This window comes from Bacillus sp. FSL H8-0545, assembly GCF_038006105.1.
Lineage (GTDB): Bacteria > Bacillota > Bacilli > Bacillales > Bacillaceae_G > Bacillus_A > Bacillus_A cereus_U.
On record NZ_JBBOUO010000001.1, the window covers coordinates 3,498,596 to 3,519,288 of the forward strand.

The window sequence follows — 20,693 nt, forward strand, 5'->3', positions numbered from 1 at the left end:
TTATATAAGTTTATGCACAGCTTGTATAAAAATGTCTCCTCTTTCTTCAAATGTTTTAAATTGATCCCAGCTTGCACATGCTGGCGAAAGAAGAATAACATCACCATCGGTAGAATGAGCATAAGCCTTCACTACTGCATCATCTAAAGTATCGACACTTTCAATTACATCTAATCCTGCTTTTTCTGCCGCTCTTACTAATTTTGGTGCAGTTTGTCCAAATGTTACAATCGCTTTGACATGTTTAAAGTATGGAATTAAATCATCAAATTCATTACCACGATCAAGTCCACCAGCCAATAATACAATCGGTTGTGTAAATGCAGATAATGCTTTTTCTGTCGCTAGCATATTCGTCGCTTTTGAATCATTATAAAATTTACGATTATTAATCGTTGTTACATATTCTAAGCGATGTTTTACACCTGTAAAACTTTTTAACACAGCAGTAATGGCTTCATTAGAAACACCTAGTAATTTAGCAATACTCATTGCTGCTAAAATATTTTCTAAATTGTGCTTACCAGGTAAAACAATATCGCTTACTTTAACTACTTTTTCGCCTTTAAAATAAAGAGCGTTATCTTTTATACACGCACCATCTTCAATTTCTTTCGTCGTCGAAAATAATACTTTCTGTCCTTTACTATATGCAGATAATGCCATTACATCTGCATCATCTGCGTTAATTATACTATAATCTGTTTCAGTTTGGTTTTTGAAAATATTCGCTTTCGCCAAACCATACTCTTTCTTCGTCCCGTGATAATCTAAATGCGCTTCAAATAAATTTAAAAAGGCTGCAATTTTTGGTTGGAACGATTCCACTCCCATCAATTGAAACGATGAAAGTTCCGTAACGACAACTTCATTTTCTTTCGCCAATTGTGCAACTTCACAAGCTACAGTACCTATATTCCCCGCAATAACTGGGTGCTTTTGTCCTTCTTTTAACATTTCAAACGTTAACATTGTCGTTGTTGTTTTGCCGTTAGATCCCGTAATCCCAACAAACGGTGCTGCTGAAATGCGATATGCTAATTCAACCTCAGTTACAATTGGAATTTGCTTTTCCTTCGCCGCCACTAAGAGTGGATTAGAATATGGAATTCCTGGGTTTTTTACGACAAGTGAAATGTTTCTCTCCAGCAATTCTAACGGATGCCCACCACATACAACATCCATTCCTTCCACTTGTAACTCAGCAGCAAGCACATTACCCACTAATGGTTTCCCATCATTTACAATGACGTTTGCCCCTAATTTTTTTAATAAAGTAGCTGCTGCATAACCACTTTTAGCAATACCTAATACAAGAACATTTTTATTTTGATATTCAGTTACAGTTTTCAATTACATCCACACCCCGATATAAATTCCTAGCACAGCTAATAAAAATCCTACAGACCAAAACGTTACAACAACGCGCCACTCTGACCAACCACATAATTCATAATGATGATGTAATGGACTCATTTTAAAGACACGCTTTCCTGTTGTTTTGAACGAAATAACTTGGATAATAACAGATAAAGTTTCCGCTACGAATACACCGCCAATAATAACGAGTAACAATTCTTGTTTTAACAAAATCGCTACAGCTGCGATAGCACCACCTAAAGCTAGAGAACCTGTATCCCCCATAAATACTTTTGCTGGATTCGCATTGAATACTAAAAAGCCAAGTACAGCTCCTACAACTGCCATACAGAAAATCGCTACCCCAAATTGTTCTTGAGCTACAGCAATAATACTGAATGCTCCGAATGCAATAGCAGCTGTTCCTGATAATAAACCATCTAAACCATCTGTTAAATTAACCGCATTTGATCCACCAATAAGCATAAATAATACAAGAACAAAATATGCCCAGCCTAATTCAAATTTAACATCAGTTCCCGGAATCATGATATAAGTGTGAAATGCTTGCCCTTTTCCAATTAAAAAGAACGCAATAGCAATTACAAGCTGACCAATCAATTTTTGTTTTGATGTTAAACCAAGATTTCTTTTCTTTACTACTTTTATGTAGTCATCTAAAAATCCGATTAATCCGTACCCAAATGTAACTAATAATAACAATGATACTTCTGCACCTAAATTGTTAAATTTAATCGCCATAATAAGCGTAGTCACCATCATAGATACATATATGACAATACCACCCATCGTTGGTGTCCCTGATTTCTTTTGGTGTGACTTCGGTCCTTCGTCACGAATACTCTGTCCGAACTTTAACTTTCTTAAAAATGGGATAAATAATGGCGAAAGGGCAACAGAAATTAAGAATGCTACCCCAGCCGTTACTAATAAGCCTTGTTCAAGCACATGTAGTCCTCCTCTCATGCTGTTACACTTCGTTGTTTAAACGCTCCGTGATTGCTTCTTTAGCAACTTCACGATCGTCAAAATGATGAACTTCTTTACCAATAATTTGATACGTTTCATGCCCTTTACCAGCAATAATAATAATATCTTCTGCTTTCACTTTCGAGATAGCGGAACGTATCGCTTCTTTTCGATCGACAATTACTTCATAATCATTCCCTTTTACATCATTTACCATATCATCTAAAATAGCCTTCGGATCTTCACTTCTTGGATTATCTGATGTATAAATTGCATGAGTTGCATATTTGGTTGCAACACTTGCCATTATTGGTCTTTTCGTTCTATCTCTATCACCACCGCAACCAACGATACAATATACATCACCTTTTGCAAACTGTTTTGCTGTTTTTAGTACGTTCTCTAAGCTATCAGGTGTATGTGCATAGTCAACAATAACTGTGTAATTTTGTCCACCATCAACAACTTCAAAACGTCCAGGAACGCCAGCAAGCTCTTTAATTACATCAATAATTGTTTGTAAGCTCACTCCTGAAACAAGACCTGCTGCTGTAGCAGCTAACACGTTGTATACATTAAACTTACCAATTAATTTCATCGTAACATTTACAGTTTCATACGGTGTTACAAGTGTAAATGTTGTACCGCCACTCGTCATTACGATATCTCGTGCCATAATGTCGCTTGCAACATCTATACCGTATGTTACAACAGTAGCTGCTGTACTTCTCATATACTCTTCTGCTACTGGATCATCACTGTTTAATATAGCGTATTTTTCACGATTATGATGATAACTATTGCCAAGCTGTGCAAAAAGCAACCCTTTCGCATGTTTATATTCTTCCATCGTTTTATGATAGTCTAAATGATCTTGTGTTAAATTCGTAAATACTGCAACATCGTAATCGCACCCGTGTACACGGCCAAGATCTAAAGCATGAGACGAAACTTCCATTACTGTGCTATCCACACCTTGTTCAACCATTTTTGAAAATGTCTGTTGAAGTGTTAGTGCATCTGGTGTTGTATTTTTCACCTCAAATGTTTCATCACCGATTTTCATATTAATCGTTCCAATTAGCCCTGTTTTATGACCATGTGCGCGCATAATTTCATCCATAATATGCGATGTTGTTGTCTTTCCATTTGTACCTGTAATACCGATTAAATGTAACTTGTGTGTTGGTTGGCCATAAAAATAATCAGCTAACACCGCTAGCGAACGAAAAGTATTTTTCACAAGTACAACTGGAACGTCAACATCAATTGGTCTTTCCGCAACAATAGCAGCCGCTCCTTGTGCCGCTGCTTGCTTAGCAAAATCATGGCTATCAACCGTATATCCTTTCATACATATAAATAAGCTTCCCTCTTTCACTTTACGTGAATCCGCTTCAATAGATGTTATTTCTGGATTTTCTGTTGGAACAACTGGAAAATCATGCAAACATGATACAAGTGTATGCAACTTCATTTCACTAAACCCTCTCTACATTGTTTATTTATCTCTTATTTTAGCAAGTAACACGTTACCTCCTATGTTATATAAAAATAGGAGGTAAGTGCTACTATAGTCTAATCAATAGATTTATTTATTAATGAGACACTTATCGTCTCAAATAAAGCAATTTCCCTATAAAGAACTCACTTCCACCAATTGTACCATAAAACACAATCAGTTACCTTTAATTCCCGAAGTAAATTCTAACTTTTGAACCCTCTTTTACTTTAGCTCCTGCTTCTGGTGATTGTTTAATTACTTTCCCACCATCACCACTTATATCAAGCTTCAAGTCTACAAGTTGCGTTTGTAAATCTTTCTTTTTCATACCAATTAAATTCGGAACTTCCACAGTTGGTGTATCGCCCCATTTATATTCTTTCTCAACTTGCTCTTTTCTCGGTTCCACTCCCATTACAGGAAGTGCGTCACGAAGAATATTCCCAACAATAGGTGCTGCTACCACTCCACCAAATTGAGTGACTCCTTTTGGATTATCCACTGCTACATAAACAACAATTTGCGGATCGTCAGCTGGAGCAAAACCGATAAATGATACAATATAGTTATTATCTAAATATTTTCCATCTTTCACCTTTTGAGCAGTTCCAGTTTTTCCACCTACACGATATCCATCAATATAAGCCCCTTTACCAGAACCTTTCGCTACAACATTCTCTAATGCGTAACGAACTTTCTCTGAAGTTTCCTTGGAAATAACTTCCCTTTTCGCAACAGGTGTCTTTTTGCTGACAACTTGATTATTCTTCGGATCAATAAATTCCTTCGCTATATATGGCTGATACAAAGTTCCACCATTTACAGCGGCCGCTACAGCTGCTACTTGTTGAATCGGTGTAACAGAAACACCTTGCCCAAATGAAGTCGTCGCTTGCTCGACTGGACCAACTTTATCTAAATTAAATAAAATCCCGCTACCTTCACCTTGTAAGTCAATTCCGGTCTTCTGTCCAAACCCGAAATTGCGAATGTATTTAAATAATCGTTCTTTACCAAGACGATCACCGAGTTCAATAAATCCTGGGTTACAAGAGTTTTGAACTACCTCTAAAAACGTTTGGCTACCATGGCCTCCAGCTTTCCAACACCGCAATCTAGCTCCACCAACTTCAGCTGCCCCATCATCATAAAATGTATCTTTCTCTAAGTCTACCAAATTTTCATTCAAGGCTGCAGCTAATGTAATAATCTTAAATGTTGACCCCGGCTCATACGTACTCCATACAGGTAAGTTTCTGTTATATACTTCCGGAGAAACACTTTGGAAATCTGCTGGATCAAAACTTGGTCGACTTGACATACCTAAAATTTCACCATTTTTCGGATTCATTGCAATTGCTATCATACCGTCAGGATTATACGTTGATTCCGCAATATTCATTTCTCTTTCCATAATCCTCGTAATGCGTGAATCAATTGTTAATCCTAAATTCAAGCCGGCTTCTGGTTTTTTGAAATCATCTCCAACGTTAGGCATTCTCTGTCCTTTCGCGTCTGCAAAAAATCGCACATGACCTTTATCACCATTTAGCTCTTTATCATAATATTTCTCTAGTCCCATAAGCCCTTGATTATCACTGCCCGCAAATCCTAATACGTGTGATAAAAAATTACCGAATGGATAGTACCGGATAGAATCCTCTGCGATGTACACACCCTTTAAACTTAATCCGCGTACTTCTTTCGCTTTGTCATGCGATATTTTCCTTCCGCCTTTATCAAGCCTTACAATCGATTCTTTTTTTGTAATCCGCTTATAAACATCATCTTTTTCCACACCTAATACTGCAGCTAACTTCTCTGCAGTCTCTGCTGGTTTTTCAATTTGCCTTGGCACAACAAAGACGGTAGGTGCACTTTTATTCGTAGCAAGCTCCACACCATTTCGATCTAAAATTTTCCCTCGCTCTGGTTCAAAAGTAATATTACGACTCCATGAATCCTTCGCACGATCCGTTAACATATTTCCAAGAAAAAATTGCACATATCCAAGACGAATATCGATGATGGTGAAAATGAGTATACCCGATATAAGTATAAAAATAAGTCGTTTCCTAACCGTTACATTTGATACACGCATATTGGAACAAGCCTCCCTTACGCCTAGCTTGTTCCAATATATGCTTGTACTTATTTAATTAGAACTTCTTCCCTATTACCATTATGGCTTTTCTGCTTCTTGCTGCGGCTCAAGTGGTGGTACGAGTGTTACACCTAATTCTGTACCAGGTTGCAACACTGTTCCTTCTGCCACACTTTGTTCCGTTACATACCCTGTACCAGAAGGTTTTAAGTTAAGCTTTAATGTTTTTGCTAAATTCATAACATCACGCAGTGCCCACCCCTGTATATTTGGCATTGTAGGTTTATCTCCTACTAAGAAGACTCGATCACCCTTTAATGTTTGTTCAGTTGCTTTTGGCACTTGCTGCTGCACTTTACCTTCACCTAATACGATTGGACGCAGTTTTGCTTTATCAATTGTTTTTTTCGCTTCTTCCATCGTTTTTCCAGTTACATCTGGAACGACAGTTTGTTGTTCTTTCACATATTTTTTCGGGTCTTTTACTTCATTTGGCTTAATCTTTAAATACTCTAAACTATTTTTCGTTACATATTTAAAGATATCAGCTAAAGGTTTAGCCCCGTTTTCATCATCTTTTAATTTTGGTTGTTTAACGGCCACATACACAACAAGTTGCGGATCGTCCATCGGTGCCATACCTAAGAATGAGAATATATAATTCTCTCTTCCCGTCATATAGCCACCTTTCCCGTCAGGAATTTGTGCTGTACCTGTTTTACCACCGACTGAGTACCCATCAATTTTATATGCAGTCCCTGTTCCTTTCGGTGATGTAACAACACGTTCTAGTAATTGCCTTACTTGCGCTGCTGTCTCTTTGGAAACAGGTTTTCCTACTTCTTCTGGTTTATGTTCTAGCTGTACTTTACCTGTTATTGGATCCACAATTTTATCAATTGTATAAGGTTTCATCATTTTCCCATCATTTGCAATCGCTGTTGCAGCTTGTACAAGTTGAATTGGTGTAACTGTAGAACCTTGTCCAAATGCTGTTGTTACTTGTTGTATTTGTTGATCAAATAAAATTGTATTTGACCCTTCACCAGGTAAATCAATGTTTGTTTTTTCATCTAATCCAAAATTATGAATATATTTTCGGAAACGATCTGGACCAAGTTTTTGATCACCTAAAATTGCAAACGCTACGTTTGAAGAGCGCTCTACCCCTTCATCAAAAGTAATAGAACCCCATCCAGCGCCGCCGTTATGATCTTTTATTTTGCGATCACCAACTTGATATGTACCAGACTGATAAAAGTCTTGTCCATTGTATACACCTTCATTAATGGCCGCTGCTAATGTGAAAATCTTCATTGTTGATCCCGGTTCAAATGCATTTGCAATTGCGTCGTTGAAGAAATATTTAATTTGACGATCATTAGGGTCATAACTAGGTTTACTAGACATCGCTAATATTTTTCCCGTCTTTGGATCCGCTACAATTCCAATTAAATTTTCTGGCTCATAATGTTTACTTGCTTCTTTCATTGCGTCTTCTAAATAACTTTGAATACGTTGGTCAAGCGTTAAATACACATTATCTCCATTTTTAGGCGCCTTTACATTCACCTTTCCACCGTCAAGAGATACACCTTTACGGTCCCCTGTATAAGCTACCTCACCATTAGAAGCACCTAAATACTTATCTAAACTCTTTTCTAAGCCAAATTGACCTACTGCGATTCCATTCTCATCAGGGCTGGCATGCCCTATGACGTAAGATGCGAAATCACCGTTTGGATACACCCTCGCATTTTCAGTAATGAAAGAGATTCCCGGCAATTTCAATGCTTCTATTTGTTCTTTCTTTTCTTTCGTCAAGTCCTTACCTAATGTTCCAAATTCCACTTGACTTCTGCCTTCTTTATTTAAAGTAGCTAAAATTTTATCTTCATCTTTTCCGAGTACTCCTGCAATTTTCTTTGCAGTATCCTCTTTATCCTTAACGGCATTGGCTCCTTTTAACTCGGCTACAAGTTTATAAGAATTTGCATCTTGCGCTAGGACATGACCATTTTGATCATAAATTGTTCCTCGATTCGCTTCGAGAACTCCCTTTTTACTATGTTTCTGCTCAGCAAGTTTCTTCAAATCATGATTGTCCACTGTTCCTGTTACTTGTATGTAAAAAAATCGGGCTAATAACAGCAAAAAGAGCAGGAGGAAAAATATCATAAAATAACCTGCTCCCTTATTGGTATGAAATTTGGTCATATTTCTCTTCATCTTTTCTTCACACCTATTTGCCTTACTTTAGGCCTTTCACATTATTCGCATTAATTTCTAGCCCGTGTTTTTTTGCAACTTCAGCGATACGTTCATAACGACTTAACTTCTCTACTTCAGCCTGCAATTCTTGATTTTCCTTTTGTTTTTTCACAATTTCTTCTTCTATCGTCGCTGCTTCTACATTAACTTGATATAGACCCGCTTTATTCCCAATAAAAGCTACACAAGCATATAATAAAAATCCAATAAACGTTACGTACAATAGCTTTTCAATTCTTGTAATTTTCGTTTTTACTTTTGGCTTAACCATCTGCTGTGGCGGCGCTTGAATTTGTACCTCTTCTTGCGCCTGTTGTTTATACTTTACAGCTAAATTAGTCATACCTCTCTCTCCTTTTTATCGTTTTTCAGCGATTCTCAACTTCGCAGAACGCGCTCGATTATTTTCTTCTAATTCAATGTCAGAAGGTAAAATCGGTTTCCTTGTAATAAGCTTTAATTTCGGCTTAAATTCATCCGGAATAATCGGTAGTCCCTGTGGTAATTGCGGCGTTGTGCTATTTCGCTTAAACGTCGTTTTACAAATACGATCTTCTAAAGAATGGAATGTTATAACACTAACTCTTCCACCAGGCTTGACCATACCAATTGCAGATTCCAACGCTTCTTCAAATACTTTTAATTCATCATTTACAGCAATACGAATCGCTTGGAATACTCGCTTCGCAGGATGTCCACCTGTTCTACGTGCCGGAGCTGGAATACCTTCTTTAATTAATTCCACTAATTCTCCTGTCGTTTCAATAGCCTTATTCTCGCGATACGCTTCAATTTTCCTTACTATTTGCTTTGAAAATTTTTCTTCGCCGTATTGGAAGAAAATTCTTACGAGTTGTTCATATGACCAGCTGTTCACAACATCATATGCTGTTAATGGGGCATCTTGATCCATCCGCATATCTAACGGTGCATCATGATGATAACTAAAGCCACGCTCTGGTGTATCTAATTGTGGGGATGAAACACCTAAATCGAATAAAATCCCGTCTACTTCTGTGATACCTAATTCATGTAGTTTTTCAGATAAATAACGGAAGTTGCTCTTCACTGTTACAAATTGTTCACCATAAGAAGAAAATTTTTCCTTCGCATTTTGAATCGCTATTTCATCTTGATCAAATGCTATTAATTTTCCACCATCTGTTAGCTGAGATAATAAATAAGAACTATGTCCTCCTCCACCCAGTGTACAATCTACATATGTACCACTCGGTTTTATATCTAAGCCATCTACTGTTTCTTTCAAAAGTACTGTTACGTGTTTGAACATTGCTGCACCTACTCTTTTTCCAATTAATTATGTTAAATACATTTCTCACTCTACAAACACAATTTACTACTAGAGGATGAAATGCTACTAAAGAACGACTCATTTAACTTCCAACAAGGTAGTACGCTATACAAATCGCTATTTTATTTTATTATATACTAAATTTTATCATTTTTTGCGGGAATTTAAACAAAAACCTGTCGAAAAAGATAATAATCCGTTTACATTTTGTGCTATTTTGTCATATATATATACCTGATACATAGCGATTCATTACAATAACATAAGATGAATAATTCAGAAATATTTCACTTCACAGTTAATTCAACAGAATAAAAATAAAATCCTGCTCAAAAGAGCAAGATTCTATAGTTTTATTACATGATGTTTTCCGTCCCACGAAAAAGATTGTTCCATTACCCGGTCAACAAAATCAAGGCCGAACTGATTTAAATAATAACACACATTCCACACACGTTCTTGCGGTGCTCCTAATGGACGAAGCGCAAATTGTAAACGGCGGAATTTATTCAGTTGAACCTCATGTTTCTTCTCAACATTTCTTTTCAACATTCTTTCTAACAGTTCAATTTGCTCATTAATTTTCAGTTCATTTTTCCCAGCAAACTCATTTAACCCTGGATCTATTTTTTTCACGAATTGTTGTAATGATGTATGGATATCCATTATTTCTTTTTTCGCTTCTATAAATCGCTCGTCTATCGGTTCCTCTATTTGATTAGAAAGCCAATTGTCACGTAGATTATCTATATCATTTAGAAATGGATCAATTTCTCGCAAATCTAAATCATATAAATCTGTCGCTATATCTCGCTCCATATAAGTAATTGTAAGGCGCGGAACAACAGGTGGCATTTGGAAACCGGCCGTATGAAACACTTGTTGCAATTCACTCCAATAAGCTAACTCCCCTGGACCGCCAATAAACGCTAACGTAGGAAACACATATTCTTGCATAAGAGGGCGCGTTACAACATTATTACTAAAACGTTCTGGACTTCTTTCCATCTCTTCCATCAATTCTTCATACGAAAATGAATGCACTCCATCTTTTCCAATAAACTTCCCTTGATTCTCTTCAAGCAATACTCGCTCATTATCAATTTCCATAAATATATGCACTGCATTTGTCTTCGTTTCAATAATCGGTTTAAATCCTAATTCCTTAATTACTTCCTGTTGATTATGAAGTGCTACTTGAATTTCTTTATATTTACTTATAATTTGTTGTAAAAACGGCACTTCTAATTTTCTTAATGCAGGATGATGTGAATCTACAAGAATTAAACCAGAATTTGCGAACATTTTCGTAATAAGGCGTGCAAAGAAATCTACATATGTATGCGATTTACCTAAAGCATCATCAACAAATTGTAATACATCCTTTGTAAAATTCGTTTCCGGATATGTTTTAAAAATCTCTTCGACCCATTTTCTACAGTCTTCAATAGAAAGTTCAGACTCAGAAGCACTCGCCTTTTTCGGATAACGTTCATGAAAAATGGTCTTTTTTATTTTTTTATTTTTCGTTACAAATGTATGATTAATTTCATCCATATCATGGTCTTCACCAGCAATCCAAAAGACAGGAACAACCCGAACCCCTAAACTCTCTTCTTTTTCTTTTGCAAGCTGTAAAATTGAAATGATCTTATGCACTGTATAAAGCGGACCAGTTAATAAACCAGCTTGTTGTCCAGCTATAACTACATATGTATTTTCATCTTCAAGCGCTTTTATATTTTGAATTGTAAATTCTCCCGCTTGCAATTGTGTATTATATTCTAATAAATGCGTTACTAAATCTTGACGGAAGAACTCTCTCTCACGCAAATCATGTAAACGCTGTTTAAAAGCATCCTCTGTTAACAGATAATCAAAACATGACTGTATCTCTTTTTTAACGTTCATATAGTCCGCTACAACACCTTGTAGTGGAACAGAGATCTCTTTTATCTCCATATAATTCTTCCTTTCGTATCCTGTTCTCTCACCAACCCACATTGTAGTCAATGTTTCACGTAAAAGCAAAGAAAAACACTTATAATTCCATTCCTTTTATTGCATTGAACAAAAATCGAAGTGTCGGAACAGATTGTTGTTGTTCCTTAGCTTCTTCTAATACATATCCAACAATCGCATTAACTTCTGTTTGTCTATTCGCTCTTACGTCCGCTAACATAGATGAAGTATTATGAGATGTTTTTTCACATACTTGGCATACCATTTGCCATAGCATTTCCCTATCTTCTTCTTTAACAAGAAATGCAACTTCCTGAAATACTTGCTCCATCATTTGATAAAAAAACGGGTTTGAAATTAACTCTCCGTTCTCAACCCGCAATAATGCCGTCAATGGATTAATACATACATTGACTACTAATTTATTACGCATAATCCCCTTCCAATCATCTTCTATCTGAATCGGAAAATAATCAAAAGGAAAACAATTAAATACCTTTTTAAAACAACTAGATTGACCACGCACTACACCAAACTTTGTAACACCTATTCCAGTATGACGAACTGTATGTCCATCCTCTTTTTTTGCACCATGCTCCACAATCCCGACTGCTATACGTTCATTTCCTATTTTTTGCATAACGTGAAGATGCGACATTCCATTTTGCAAAAAGATTAATGACGATTCTCCCTGCACAAAAGGTAATATATCAGTTACATGATATTGCTTTACAGCAATAAATGTATAATCTAACTGTTTATCCAGCATACTTTCTATCGGTAAAATAGATGGAAATACTGTTTCACGTTCTCCATTCCTAATACAACTTACACCCGTTAAGTTTAATTCTTCTGCTTGCTTAGCGTTTCTTGTAAACAACGTAACATCTTGATTGCTTTTTTGTAAATAAAATGTATATAGGAGACCAATAGCTCCCGGTCCAACAATTCCAATTTTCATCTTCACACAAAGAACTCATATTAACAAGTGATATAAGTTCCCTTGCCCTCCCCCCTTTACATCTTATTAAATTACAATTACATAGTTAAGGATTCAATTATCTTGTAACAAATGCAACCCCTTCTTTCACTATGTATATACTACCTATATACATAGTTCTATTCTTAGTTTAGCAAATCCTCAAAAAAATAATGAAAGAAATATTCTATCTTCTTCATAAAAATTAAAAAATGAGTTATAATATTATTATAAATATTTTAACTTTTCTGTATTCAACAAGATAAGAAAAGGATGTGATGTAATGGGATTCCCAAAAGTTGAACGCTTGCTCATCAATTATAAAACATTAGATGCATTTAAAAAATTTAAAGGGTGCGGAGCTCAAGAACTATCCATGTTGGAAGAATTACAAGCAAACATTATTGAAAATGATAGTGAGTCTCCATTTTACGGTATTTATTATGGAGGATCGCTAATCGCACGTATGAGTCTATACATGAAAAGGAACGGTGGAGAACCATTTGAAATTACAGGTACTTACCTAGAACTTTATAAACTCGAAGTGTTGCCGACTTTTCAAAAACAAGGATTCGGACAAATGCTTGTTAATTATGCGCAACAACTACAATTCCCAATTAAAACGATAGCACGTATCCAGTCAGCTGGTTTTTGGGATAAATTAAGTTTCCAGCCAGTATCAGTAACTAATGGTGATTTTTATATTTGGCAACCAGAAACAAATTCGAATGCGATTACAAACGAAGAATCTGCATAAGAAATAAAAAAAACAGCTGTTACGCAGCTGTTTTTATTTCTTTAATTTTTCTAATTCTCCATTCGAGCGAGCGCCATTTCTTTCTGCTACCATTACACTTCTTTTTTGATCAATATAATCAAGTAATGTTCTATATTCTTCCTCATATACTGATAATCGCTCCAGAAGACGTTCTTTCTCTGTTTGTAACGATTCAATTTGTTGTTGTAACATCATTAAAGAGCTTTCATCTTTATAATTTCGCAAGAATTCAATAACATCATTCAATGTAATAGATTTTGGCTCTAATACCGTTGTCTCTTTCACTTCATAATTTTCTACCTTACGAAGTTGCTTTGCTTCTTCAATACGTTCTTTATACTGCTTTCTAACGTAAGAATTCCACCTAAATCCACAAGCTGCAGGTGTACGAGACAAATGCCTCCCCACTTCTTTAAAAGCGGAAAGTTGCGTTCCACCTTCACGAATATGCCGGAGTACTACTTCTGCCAGAAGCAAATCTTCATCATCAGTCCAAGCATCTTGTCTTGTTGTCGCCATCTCTCTAGTCCTCCCTATGCATTTTTTATTAAGCATATGCAGTTACTAGAAAAGATAGAATACAACAAATAAAGAATAAGACAAAAAAAATAAACGTAGAAGATATCTTCTACGTTTATTTTTCGCAATTACTTGCTGATTACTTCTTTACCTTTGTAAGTACCGCATGCTTTACATACACGGTGAGCTAATTTCGCTTCACCACAGCTTGGGCACTCTACCATACCAGGTACTGATAATTTGAAATGCGTACGACGCTTTCTTTTTACTGTTTTAGAAGTTCTTCTAAAAGGTACAGCCATTCTTCCCACCTCCTTAAAAGAAATAATTATTTTCATATGAAGGCCTAAACCAGTCTTCCGATTATTTGTCAAAAAACTTTGCAAGTCCTGCTAATCTTGGATCAACAGTCTTTTCTTTGTTTTCTTCCGAAATCACTTGCCAGTCTTGACCTTGCATCGGTGCTCCACCAGAAACATCATCACTGAAAATTTGCATTGGAATCTCCAAAAGTATATTTTCCTTGATTACGGGCAGTAAGTCAAGTACTTCTCCTTCTAAACAATGAATTTCAGCTTCTGTTTCAAATTCTTCTTCTGAAGTTTGGAACACCTCAGTTGTTTTAATGTCAAATGGTAATGTCACATCTACTAAAGAGCGAGAACATGGTAAAACCATGCTTCCAGTTATATGTAGATGAAACGTAAACTTACCGGAGCCAAAATCAACTCTTCCTGTTACATGAACAGGATTAATTTCACGAATATCTTTCTCGACCTCTTTTAGCTCACTTACATCTACCATTTCATTTAATGTCAATCCTTTATTTCTCAATTTATTCAATTGATGGATGGACCATTTCATATCATATCACCTCAAGGCAACAAACAAAATTATAGCTAGCCATTTTATATTTGTCAATGTTTTTTCTTTACACTATAATGAAGTCATCATAGGAAATAATATATACATTATCACGTTTTCCAAAAAGATGCTACATCGAAAGGAGAGATTACCATAAAATCCAGTGGTATTATTGTTGAATATAACCCTTTTCATAACGGTCATGCTTATCATGTGCAAGAAACAAAAAAGTTAACACAGTCTGATATTATTATCGCCGTTATGAGTGGTCCTTTTTTGCAGCGTGGTGAGCCCGCACTCATCTCCAAATGGTATCGTACTAAAATGGCCTTAACAAACGGCGTAGACCTTGTTGTAGAGCTTCCTTATGCATTCGCAACACAAAAGGCCGAAACTTTCGCAAATGGCGCAATTTCGATTTTAAACGCCCTTGGTGTTTCTGAAATTTGTTTTGGTAGTGAAGATGGACAAACTGAAAATTTCTACACTACCATCGCTATACAAAAAAATGAAGAAAAGACTTTTAATCGTCTTGTGAAGCAATTTATGAATGCAGGTAATAGTTATGCAAAAGCTACATCTGAAGCCTTTCTACACATCTTACCACCCGAAAAAAACGTAGATATGTCACAACCAAATAACATTTTAGGCTTACAGTACATTAAAGCCATTCTCTTACAAAATAGTTCCATGCAAGCACAAACTATAAAAAGATTCGCCTCTCATTATCATGATGAAACATTTCACGATCAACATATTGCAAGTGCAACAAGTATTCGCAAACAGCTATTTATTGAAAACAGTTCCTCTACAACTATTGAGCCTTTTATCCCGAAAATGACTGCTTCTCTTTTAGAAAACTACAAGCAAAACTACGGGACGTTACATAACTGGGAAAAATACTTTTCATTTTTTAAATACAAACTTATGACGATGTCTTCTCGAGACTTACAACATATATATGAAATGGAAGAAGGTTTAGAGCATCGTATTTTATCAAAAATACAAAACAGTTCATCTTTCTATTCATTCATGGAAGCATTAAAAACAAAACGTTATACATGGACTAGATTACAAAGAGCTTGTACACATATTTTAACAAATACAACGAAGGAAGAAATACACAAAGCAAATATAGCGCAACATGCGCCGTATATCCGTCTTCTCGGAATGTCACAAAAGGGACAAACTTATCTTTCTAAAAATAAGAAAAAAATAGAACTTCCAATCCTTACTCATACAAAAACTTTTGAACATCCGGCTTTAGACATAGAACGAAAATCAAATGCTGTATATTTCTCCATAATGCAAGAACCTTTGCGGACACAACTACTAAAACAAGACGCAACGCATCATCCAATTCGTTATGATGAAATAATGAAAAAATTCCTATAAGAAAAACCTCTCTTCTTCAGAGAGGTTTACTTTATTTCACCCATTTTTTCCAAATACGTTAATGCATCATCCAGTGTGTCCACCGGTACAATTTTCATCTTTGTTTTAATATCTTTCGCAGCTTCAAGAGCATCTTTATAATTCGATTTCTCTACACCTTTTTCATTTGGCGCAAAAAACACTTCAGCTCCTGCATCACTAGCAGCTACTACTTTTTGCTGAATACCACCAATTGGACCAATTTCCCCTTTATCATTGATTGTACCTGTTCCAGCTATTTCATGTCCGTTTGTTAAATCTTCTTCAACGAGCTGATTATAAATTTCTAGTGTAAACATTAACCCTGCTGATGGCCCCCCTATTTCATGGGAATCAATTTTCACTTTCGGATCTACTACTAACTCTCTTTCCGTAACGATAGAGACCCCTATACCGACACGTCCATTCCCATTAGGGATTGTCTTTACATTTAAATTTTCTTTAAACTGTTTTCCGTCCCGCTTGTATTCAATATTTACTGTATCCCCTTCTTTTTTCCCTGTCATATACTCAATAAATTGTTCCGTCTTGTCGAATATTTTTCCATCGACAGCTACTATAACATCTCCAAGCTTAAGCTTTCCTTCTGACGGCATACCCTTTGCTACACCAGCCACTAGTACACCTTTATTTTCAAAAGAAACAGAGCGATTTGCACGTTTATATGCATTATAAATTGCAGCGTTTTGTGAATCTTTCATCGCATAATCTTGACGAAATTGATATTCTTCATCACTCTCACCTTTTTGCAATATTTCTTCCGCCTTCGAAATGTGTGTATATTTATTAAATTGCGCGGCTATTAAGTTCACAACATTTGCAGGCCCCATTGAGACAGTGACAAGCATAAAATCACCAGACTCTTTAGTACCACCGTCAACTTGCACGTACGGCGCTAATTTTGCGGCCATACCTGGTTTTGTCACAAAGTATGGCAAACGCACATAAACAAGTAGCATCGCCAATATAACCCCTATTAAAATTGCATATATAAACCGAAAACGCTTAAACATTATGTTTCTCCTTCCACTGCTCAATTAGTAAATAAATGTTTGAAATGTGTTTTTCTGCTTCCACTTCTCCGACCCGAATGATGTCTTCAATATGTGTAAAAGCACGCGAACTAAATTGTTCTACTGCTGGCCGCATCATTAAATCTGATGCTATTTGCCGATTCATCACAAGTTCATGTTGCATAATTTCAATACTTTGCATAATTACATCATAAATCGATGTAACCTCTCCATTCACCTTAATTGGAGATACATCTACAGCAATAACAATATCAGCCCCTAAATCTTTTACAACCGATACGGGAATACGGTCAATTACCCCTCCATCCACTAATAAGCGACCATCTATTTTCTCTGGAACAAACACCCCTGGCACAGATATACTAGCTCGAACCGCCTCCGCAATCGGACCGCTTGTAAAAACAACTTTTTCCCCCTTCAAAATGTCAGTAGCCACAACAGCCGTCGGGATATCTAACTCTTCTAAATTTTTATTATATGTAAACATTTTAATCATATCTTTAATACGTTTTCCAGCAATAAATCCCATTTTAGGAACTGTAAAATCCAAATAATATTTCCTTTTAAAAACAGCTGCCAATTTATACAGTCTTTCAACGTCACAACTCGCTGCATAGAATGTACCAATTAACGCTCCTATACTACTACCTGCTATCATATGAATAGGGATACCAGCTTCCCTTAATACTTTTATTACCCCTATGTGAGCAAAACCTTTTGCACCTCCGGATCCAAGCGCTAAACCGATTTTTGGTTCCTTCATTTTTCTCACCCTTTAATTTTTTTCATTCCTTTTTCATACTTATGGTCTAAATTCACCACATATCCACGTATACTGAAATGAACGTTTTTGGGACAAAGGGGGATTTTCTTACATGTACGAAAAATGGAAAACTGCTTTTCTTACCATATCAATGTTATTTTTAACCTTTTCTCTTGTACTTCACCCCCAAGCTGCTTTGCAAGCTTCAATTCGCGGGTTAAATATATGGTGGGAAGTTGTATTCCCTTCACTACTACCGTTTTTCATCATTGCGGAACTTCTAATCAGTATTGGTATTGTAAAATTTATCGGTGTTATATTAGAACCACTAATGCGTCCACTGTTTCGTGTTCCAGGGGTAGGTGGGTTTGTTTGGGCAATGGGAATGGCTTCAGGATTCCCCGCTGGCGCCAAATTAAGCGCTAGACTACGCAAGAGCAATCAACTAACACAAATCGAGGCGGAACGACTCGTATCTTTCACAAATTCTTCTAATCCACTTTTTATTTTCGGAGCGGTTTCTATTGGTTTTTTCAATAATCCAAAATTAGGACTCGTATTAGCAGCAGCACATTATATAAGCAACTTTATCGTCGGATTACTTATGCGCTTTTATGGTAATAACGATACTTACATAAAAGACAAACATACGAATCAAAAGCGTGCCTTTCAAAACCCTTTTTCCATCCTCCACCAAACACGTATGCAAGAAAAAAGACCGATTGGAAAACTACTCGGTGACGCTATCGTTTCTTCTATTCAAACATTGCTCATGATTGGTGGGTTTATTATTTTATTCTCTGTTTTAAATAAAATGATTACTGTTTTCGAAATTACAGAAGCGCTTTCTTTTATTATGCAACATATTTTATCATTCTTCCAACTTACATCCCAATTTAGTATTCCGATATTATCCGGTATTTTTGAAATGACGCTTGGAAGCCAAATGATTAGTCAAATTAATGAATCAACACTTCTTCAACAAGCGATGGTAACAAGCTTCATTTTAGCATTTAGCGGCCTTTCTATTCAGGCACAAGTAGCAAGCATATTAGCGGAGACAGATATCCGCTTTAAACCATATTTTTTAGCTCGAATTATCCAAAGTATTCTCGCTCCTATTTTCACTTTTATATTTTGGGGGCCATTTTATGAAAAGGTTCATTCTTTCTCGCCTACGCAAGAAGATCTTCCCGTATTTTTATTGAATCATTCTTACACACTAACTGATATTTGGACATCATTTATACACTACGGACCAATCTTCACCTTATTTTGTTTATATTTATATGTTATCTTATTATTTTTACGCATTCATAAAGAAAAACCCCGTTCACTTTAACGGGGTTTGAAACTTTTCTTTTAAAGCACGCTCTACAATCGGAGGAACAAGGTCTACTACACTTCCCCCATATCTCGCAACTTCTTTCACAATACTTGAACTTAAAAATGAATATTGATTATTTGTCATGATGAAGAAGGTTTCGATATTTTCGTCTAATTTTCGATTCATTGAAGTAATTTGCATCTCATATTCAAAATCAGAAACCGCTCGCAAACCACGTAATATTGCATTTGCATTACGCATTTTTGCATATTCCACCAATAATCCACTATGTGAATCAACTTTTACATTCGGTATATCCTTTGTCGCCTCTCGAATTAACTCTAGGCGTTCTTCTACCGAAAAGAATGGTTTTTTTGATGAATTGTTTAAAACAACTACATATACTTCATCAAATACTTTTGCTCCCCTTTTAATAATATCCAAATGTCCAAGGGTAATTGGATCAAAACTCCCTGAAGAAATAGCTATACTTGTCATTCTGTCCCCTCACCTTCATACTTATAAATCGAAATTGCTGTAATCCCGTAGTTTTCTGCCCGTACTTTTACAAGTTCTCCTATAGAATCAGGTAAAACCACGTCATCCCCATGCTCTGCCATAATGATGCCATCTTTATTTAACAATCCATGTTGATCGATCACACTAATTAAAGACACAATTTTTTGACCTTTATATGGAGGGTCTATTAGTATAAGATCGAATGATATTTCACGCTTTATAAGCGCCTTTACCGCCCGTTCCGCATCATTTCGATACACTTCAGCTTGTTCTTGTATTCTACAGCTTTCTAAATTTTGATGAATGACTTTTATCGCTTTACTATCTCGGTCAACAAAAATCGCTTTATCAATCCCTCTACTTATGGCCTCAATTCCAAGACCACCACTACCACCAAATAAGTCAAGAGCGATACCACCATCATAATAAGGACCTATCATATTAAAAATAGATTCTTTCACTTTATCTGTCGTTGGACGTGTTGTATTACCAGGTACCGCTTTAAGTGGGTGCCCTTTACATTTTCCTGAAACTACTCTCATCTGTTGTCACTACCTTTATTTCAATCTATCGAGCGATTACAGTAAATCCATCTCAAGTCAGTAACCGCTACCAAACCATACAATTCTTCACTAATTCGTTACTTAACCTATAGAGAACTTTAGTTAAAATAACCGTTCGCTATTTCTTGCATATTCATCTCACTATTTGCGAACAAAAACCCTTTATGTACATCAGTTCCACTTTACCTTTTTTATCCTATCATAAAATAAAAAAAAGAAAAATAAAAAGCCTAACATAAATTTTAATTTCATTATGTATATCTTCATTCAGATTGGACATAAATAAATATAACAACATCATCTTCGATGTTGTTGCCAACCGCGGAGAAGACTTACGTTTCCCCATAAGTTCTTCCTCCGGTTTCTCCTCTCCCTTTGCCTTCTTACTAGTAGTACATACTAGTATTAGAA

19 protein-coding genes are annotated in these 20,693 nt (G+C 36.0%); 3 read left to right on the top strand and 16 right to left on the bottom strand.

The features are described from left to right. The 9 genes from murD to panE form a co-directional block, all read right to left on the bottom strand. Entirely contained in the window at window positions 1–1,353 is a 1,353-nt protein-coding gene (murD, locus tag MHI07_RS18220; protein WP_215579481.1) for a UDP-N-acetylmuramoyl-L-alanine--D-glutamate ligase, read from the bottom strand. After that, a complete protein-coding gene (gene mraY / locus MHI07_RS18225; protein ID WP_002014738.1) occupies window positions 1,354–2,328 on the bottom strand; it encodes a phospho-N-acetylmuramoyl-pentapeptide-transferase in 975 nt (324 codons plus the stop codon). 22 nt (window positions 2,329–2,350) lie between these two features. Further along, complete coding sequence (locus tag MHI07_RS18230) at window positions 2,351–3,826, bottom strand: UDP-N-acetylmuramoyl-L-alanyl-D-glutamate--2,6-diaminopimelate ligase (RefSeq protein ID WP_215579484.1); 1,476 nt, start codon at window positions 3,824–3,826, stop codon at window positions 2,351–2,353. A gap of 211 nt (window positions 3,827–4,037) precedes the next feature. Beyond that, the gene (locus MHI07_RS18235; RefSeq protein WP_215579487.1) at window positions 4,038–5,954 is read right to left on the bottom strand and encodes a stage V sporulation protein D; all 1,917 of its coding nucleotides are present in this window, start codon (window positions 5,952–5,954) and stop codon (window positions 4,038–4,040) included. Between the two features lie 81 nt (window positions 5,955–6,035). Next, complete coding sequence (locus tag MHI07_RS18240) at window positions 6,036–8,186, bottom strand: penicillin-binding protein (protein ID WP_435868761.1); 2,151 nt, start codon at window positions 8,184–8,186, stop codon at window positions 6,036–6,038. Between the two features lie 22 nt (window positions 8,187–8,208). Then, the gene (gene ftsL / locus MHI07_RS18245) at window positions 8,209–8,571 is read right to left on the bottom strand and encodes a cell division protein FtsL (protein WP_002111445.1); all 363 of its coding nucleotides are present in this window, start codon (window positions 8,569–8,571) and stop codon (window positions 8,209–8,211) included. Window positions 8,572–8,586: 15 nt separating this feature from the next. Further along, window positions 8,587–9,519: a 16S rRNA (cytosine(1402)-N(4))-methyltransferase RsmH gene (gene rsmH / locus MHI07_RS18250; RefSeq protein ID WP_002160698.1), complete on the bottom strand. Its 933-nt coding sequence runs from the start codon at window positions 9,517–9,519 to the stop codon at window positions 8,587–8,589. 366 nt (window positions 9,520–9,885) lie between these two features. Then, window positions 9,886–11,502 (bottom strand): bacillithiol biosynthesis cysteine-adding enzyme BshC, encoded by a 1,617-nt coding sequence (gene bshC, locus MHI07_RS18255; protein WP_002160697.1) that lies wholly within the window; start codon window positions 11,500–11,502, stop codon window positions 9,886–9,888. Window positions 11,503–11,581: 79 nt separating this feature from the next. Beyond that, window positions 11,582–12,469 (bottom strand): 2-dehydropantoate 2-reductase, encoded by an 888-nt coding sequence (gene panE, locus MHI07_RS18260; protein WP_002111450.1) that lies wholly within the window; start codon window positions 12,467–12,469, stop codon window positions 11,582–11,584. A gap of 295 nt (window positions 12,470–12,764) precedes the next feature. Between panE and MHI07_RS18265 the strand changes: the two genes are divergently transcribed. Next, window positions 12,765–13,238, top strand: coding sequence for an N-acetyltransferase (locus MHI07_RS18265; RefSeq protein WP_002160696.1), 474 nt, complete (start codon window positions 12,765–12,767; stop codon window positions 13,236–13,238). Window positions 13,239–13,271: 33 nt separating this feature from the next. On the opposite strand, the gene MHI07_RS18270 is transcribed toward MHI07_RS18265, so the two are convergent. From MHI07_RS18270 to MHI07_RS18280, 3 genes are all read right to left on the bottom strand, one after another. After that, window positions 13,272–13,778 (bottom strand): RsfA family transcriptional regulator, encoded by a 507-nt coding sequence (locus MHI07_RS18270; RefSeq protein WP_002160695.1) that lies wholly within the window; start codon window positions 13,776–13,778, stop codon window positions 13,272–13,274. A 128-nt stretch (window positions 13,779–13,906) separates the two neighbouring features. Next, complete coding sequence (gene rpmF / locus MHI07_RS18275) at window positions 13,907–14,080, bottom strand: 50S ribosomal protein L32 (RefSeq protein WP_001984764.1); 174 nt, start codon at window positions 14,078–14,080, stop codon at window positions 13,907–13,909. 61 nt (window positions 14,081–14,141) lie between these two features. Then, entirely contained in the window at window positions 14,142–14,642 is a 501-nt protein-coding gene (locus MHI07_RS18280; RefSeq protein ID WP_000872151.1) for a YceD family protein, read from the bottom strand. A gap of 153 nt (window positions 14,643–14,795) precedes the next feature. Here MHI07_RS18280 and MHI07_RS18285 point away from each other — a divergent pair, with 153 nt between their 5' ends. Next, entirely contained in the window at window positions 14,796–16,037 is a 1,242-nt protein-coding gene (locus MHI07_RS18285; RefSeq protein ID WP_215582167.1) for a nucleotidyltransferase, read from the top strand. A gap of 26 nt (window positions 16,038–16,063) precedes the next feature. Here the strand turns inward: MHI07_RS18285 and MHI07_RS18290 are convergent, their stop codons facing one another. Further along, entirely contained in the window at window positions 16,064–17,089 is a 1,026-nt protein-coding gene (locus MHI07_RS18290) for a SepM family pheromone-processing serine protease (RefSeq protein ID WP_340825547.1), read from the bottom strand. Then, a complete protein-coding gene (locus MHI07_RS18295) occupies window positions 17,082–17,873 on the bottom strand; it encodes a patatin-like phospholipase family protein (protein WP_002160692.1) in 792 nt (263 codons plus the stop codon). Before MHI07_RS18295 ends, MHI07_RS18290 begins: the two co-directional genes overlap by 8 nt. 112 nt (window positions 17,874–17,985) lie before the next feature. On the opposite strand from MHI07_RS18295, the gene ylbJ reads away from it, so the two are divergent. Beyond that, window positions 17,986–19,215, top strand: a complete 1,230-nt coding sequence (ylbJ, locus tag MHI07_RS18300) for a sporulation integral membrane protein YlbJ (protein WP_016106037.1) — start codon at window positions 17,986–17,988, stop codon at window positions 19,213–19,215. On the opposite strand, the gene coaD is transcribed toward ylbJ, so the two are convergent. Together coaD and rsmD are read right to left on the bottom strand one after the other, a co-directional pair. After that, entirely contained in the window at window positions 19,207–19,698 is a 492-nt protein-coding gene (coaD, locus tag MHI07_RS18305) for a pantetheine-phosphate adenylyltransferase (protein ID WP_000200601.1), read from the bottom strand. The genes ylbJ and coaD overlap by 9 nt on opposite strands. After that, complete coding sequence (rsmD, locus tag MHI07_RS18310) at window positions 19,695–20,261, bottom strand: 16S rRNA (guanine(966)-N(2))-methyltransferase RsmD (protein WP_002066890.1); 567 nt, start codon at window positions 20,259–20,261, stop codon at window positions 19,695–19,697. Before rsmD ends, coaD begins: the two co-directional genes overlap by 4 nt. Between the last annotated feature and the right edge of the window lie 432 nt (window positions 20,262–20,693).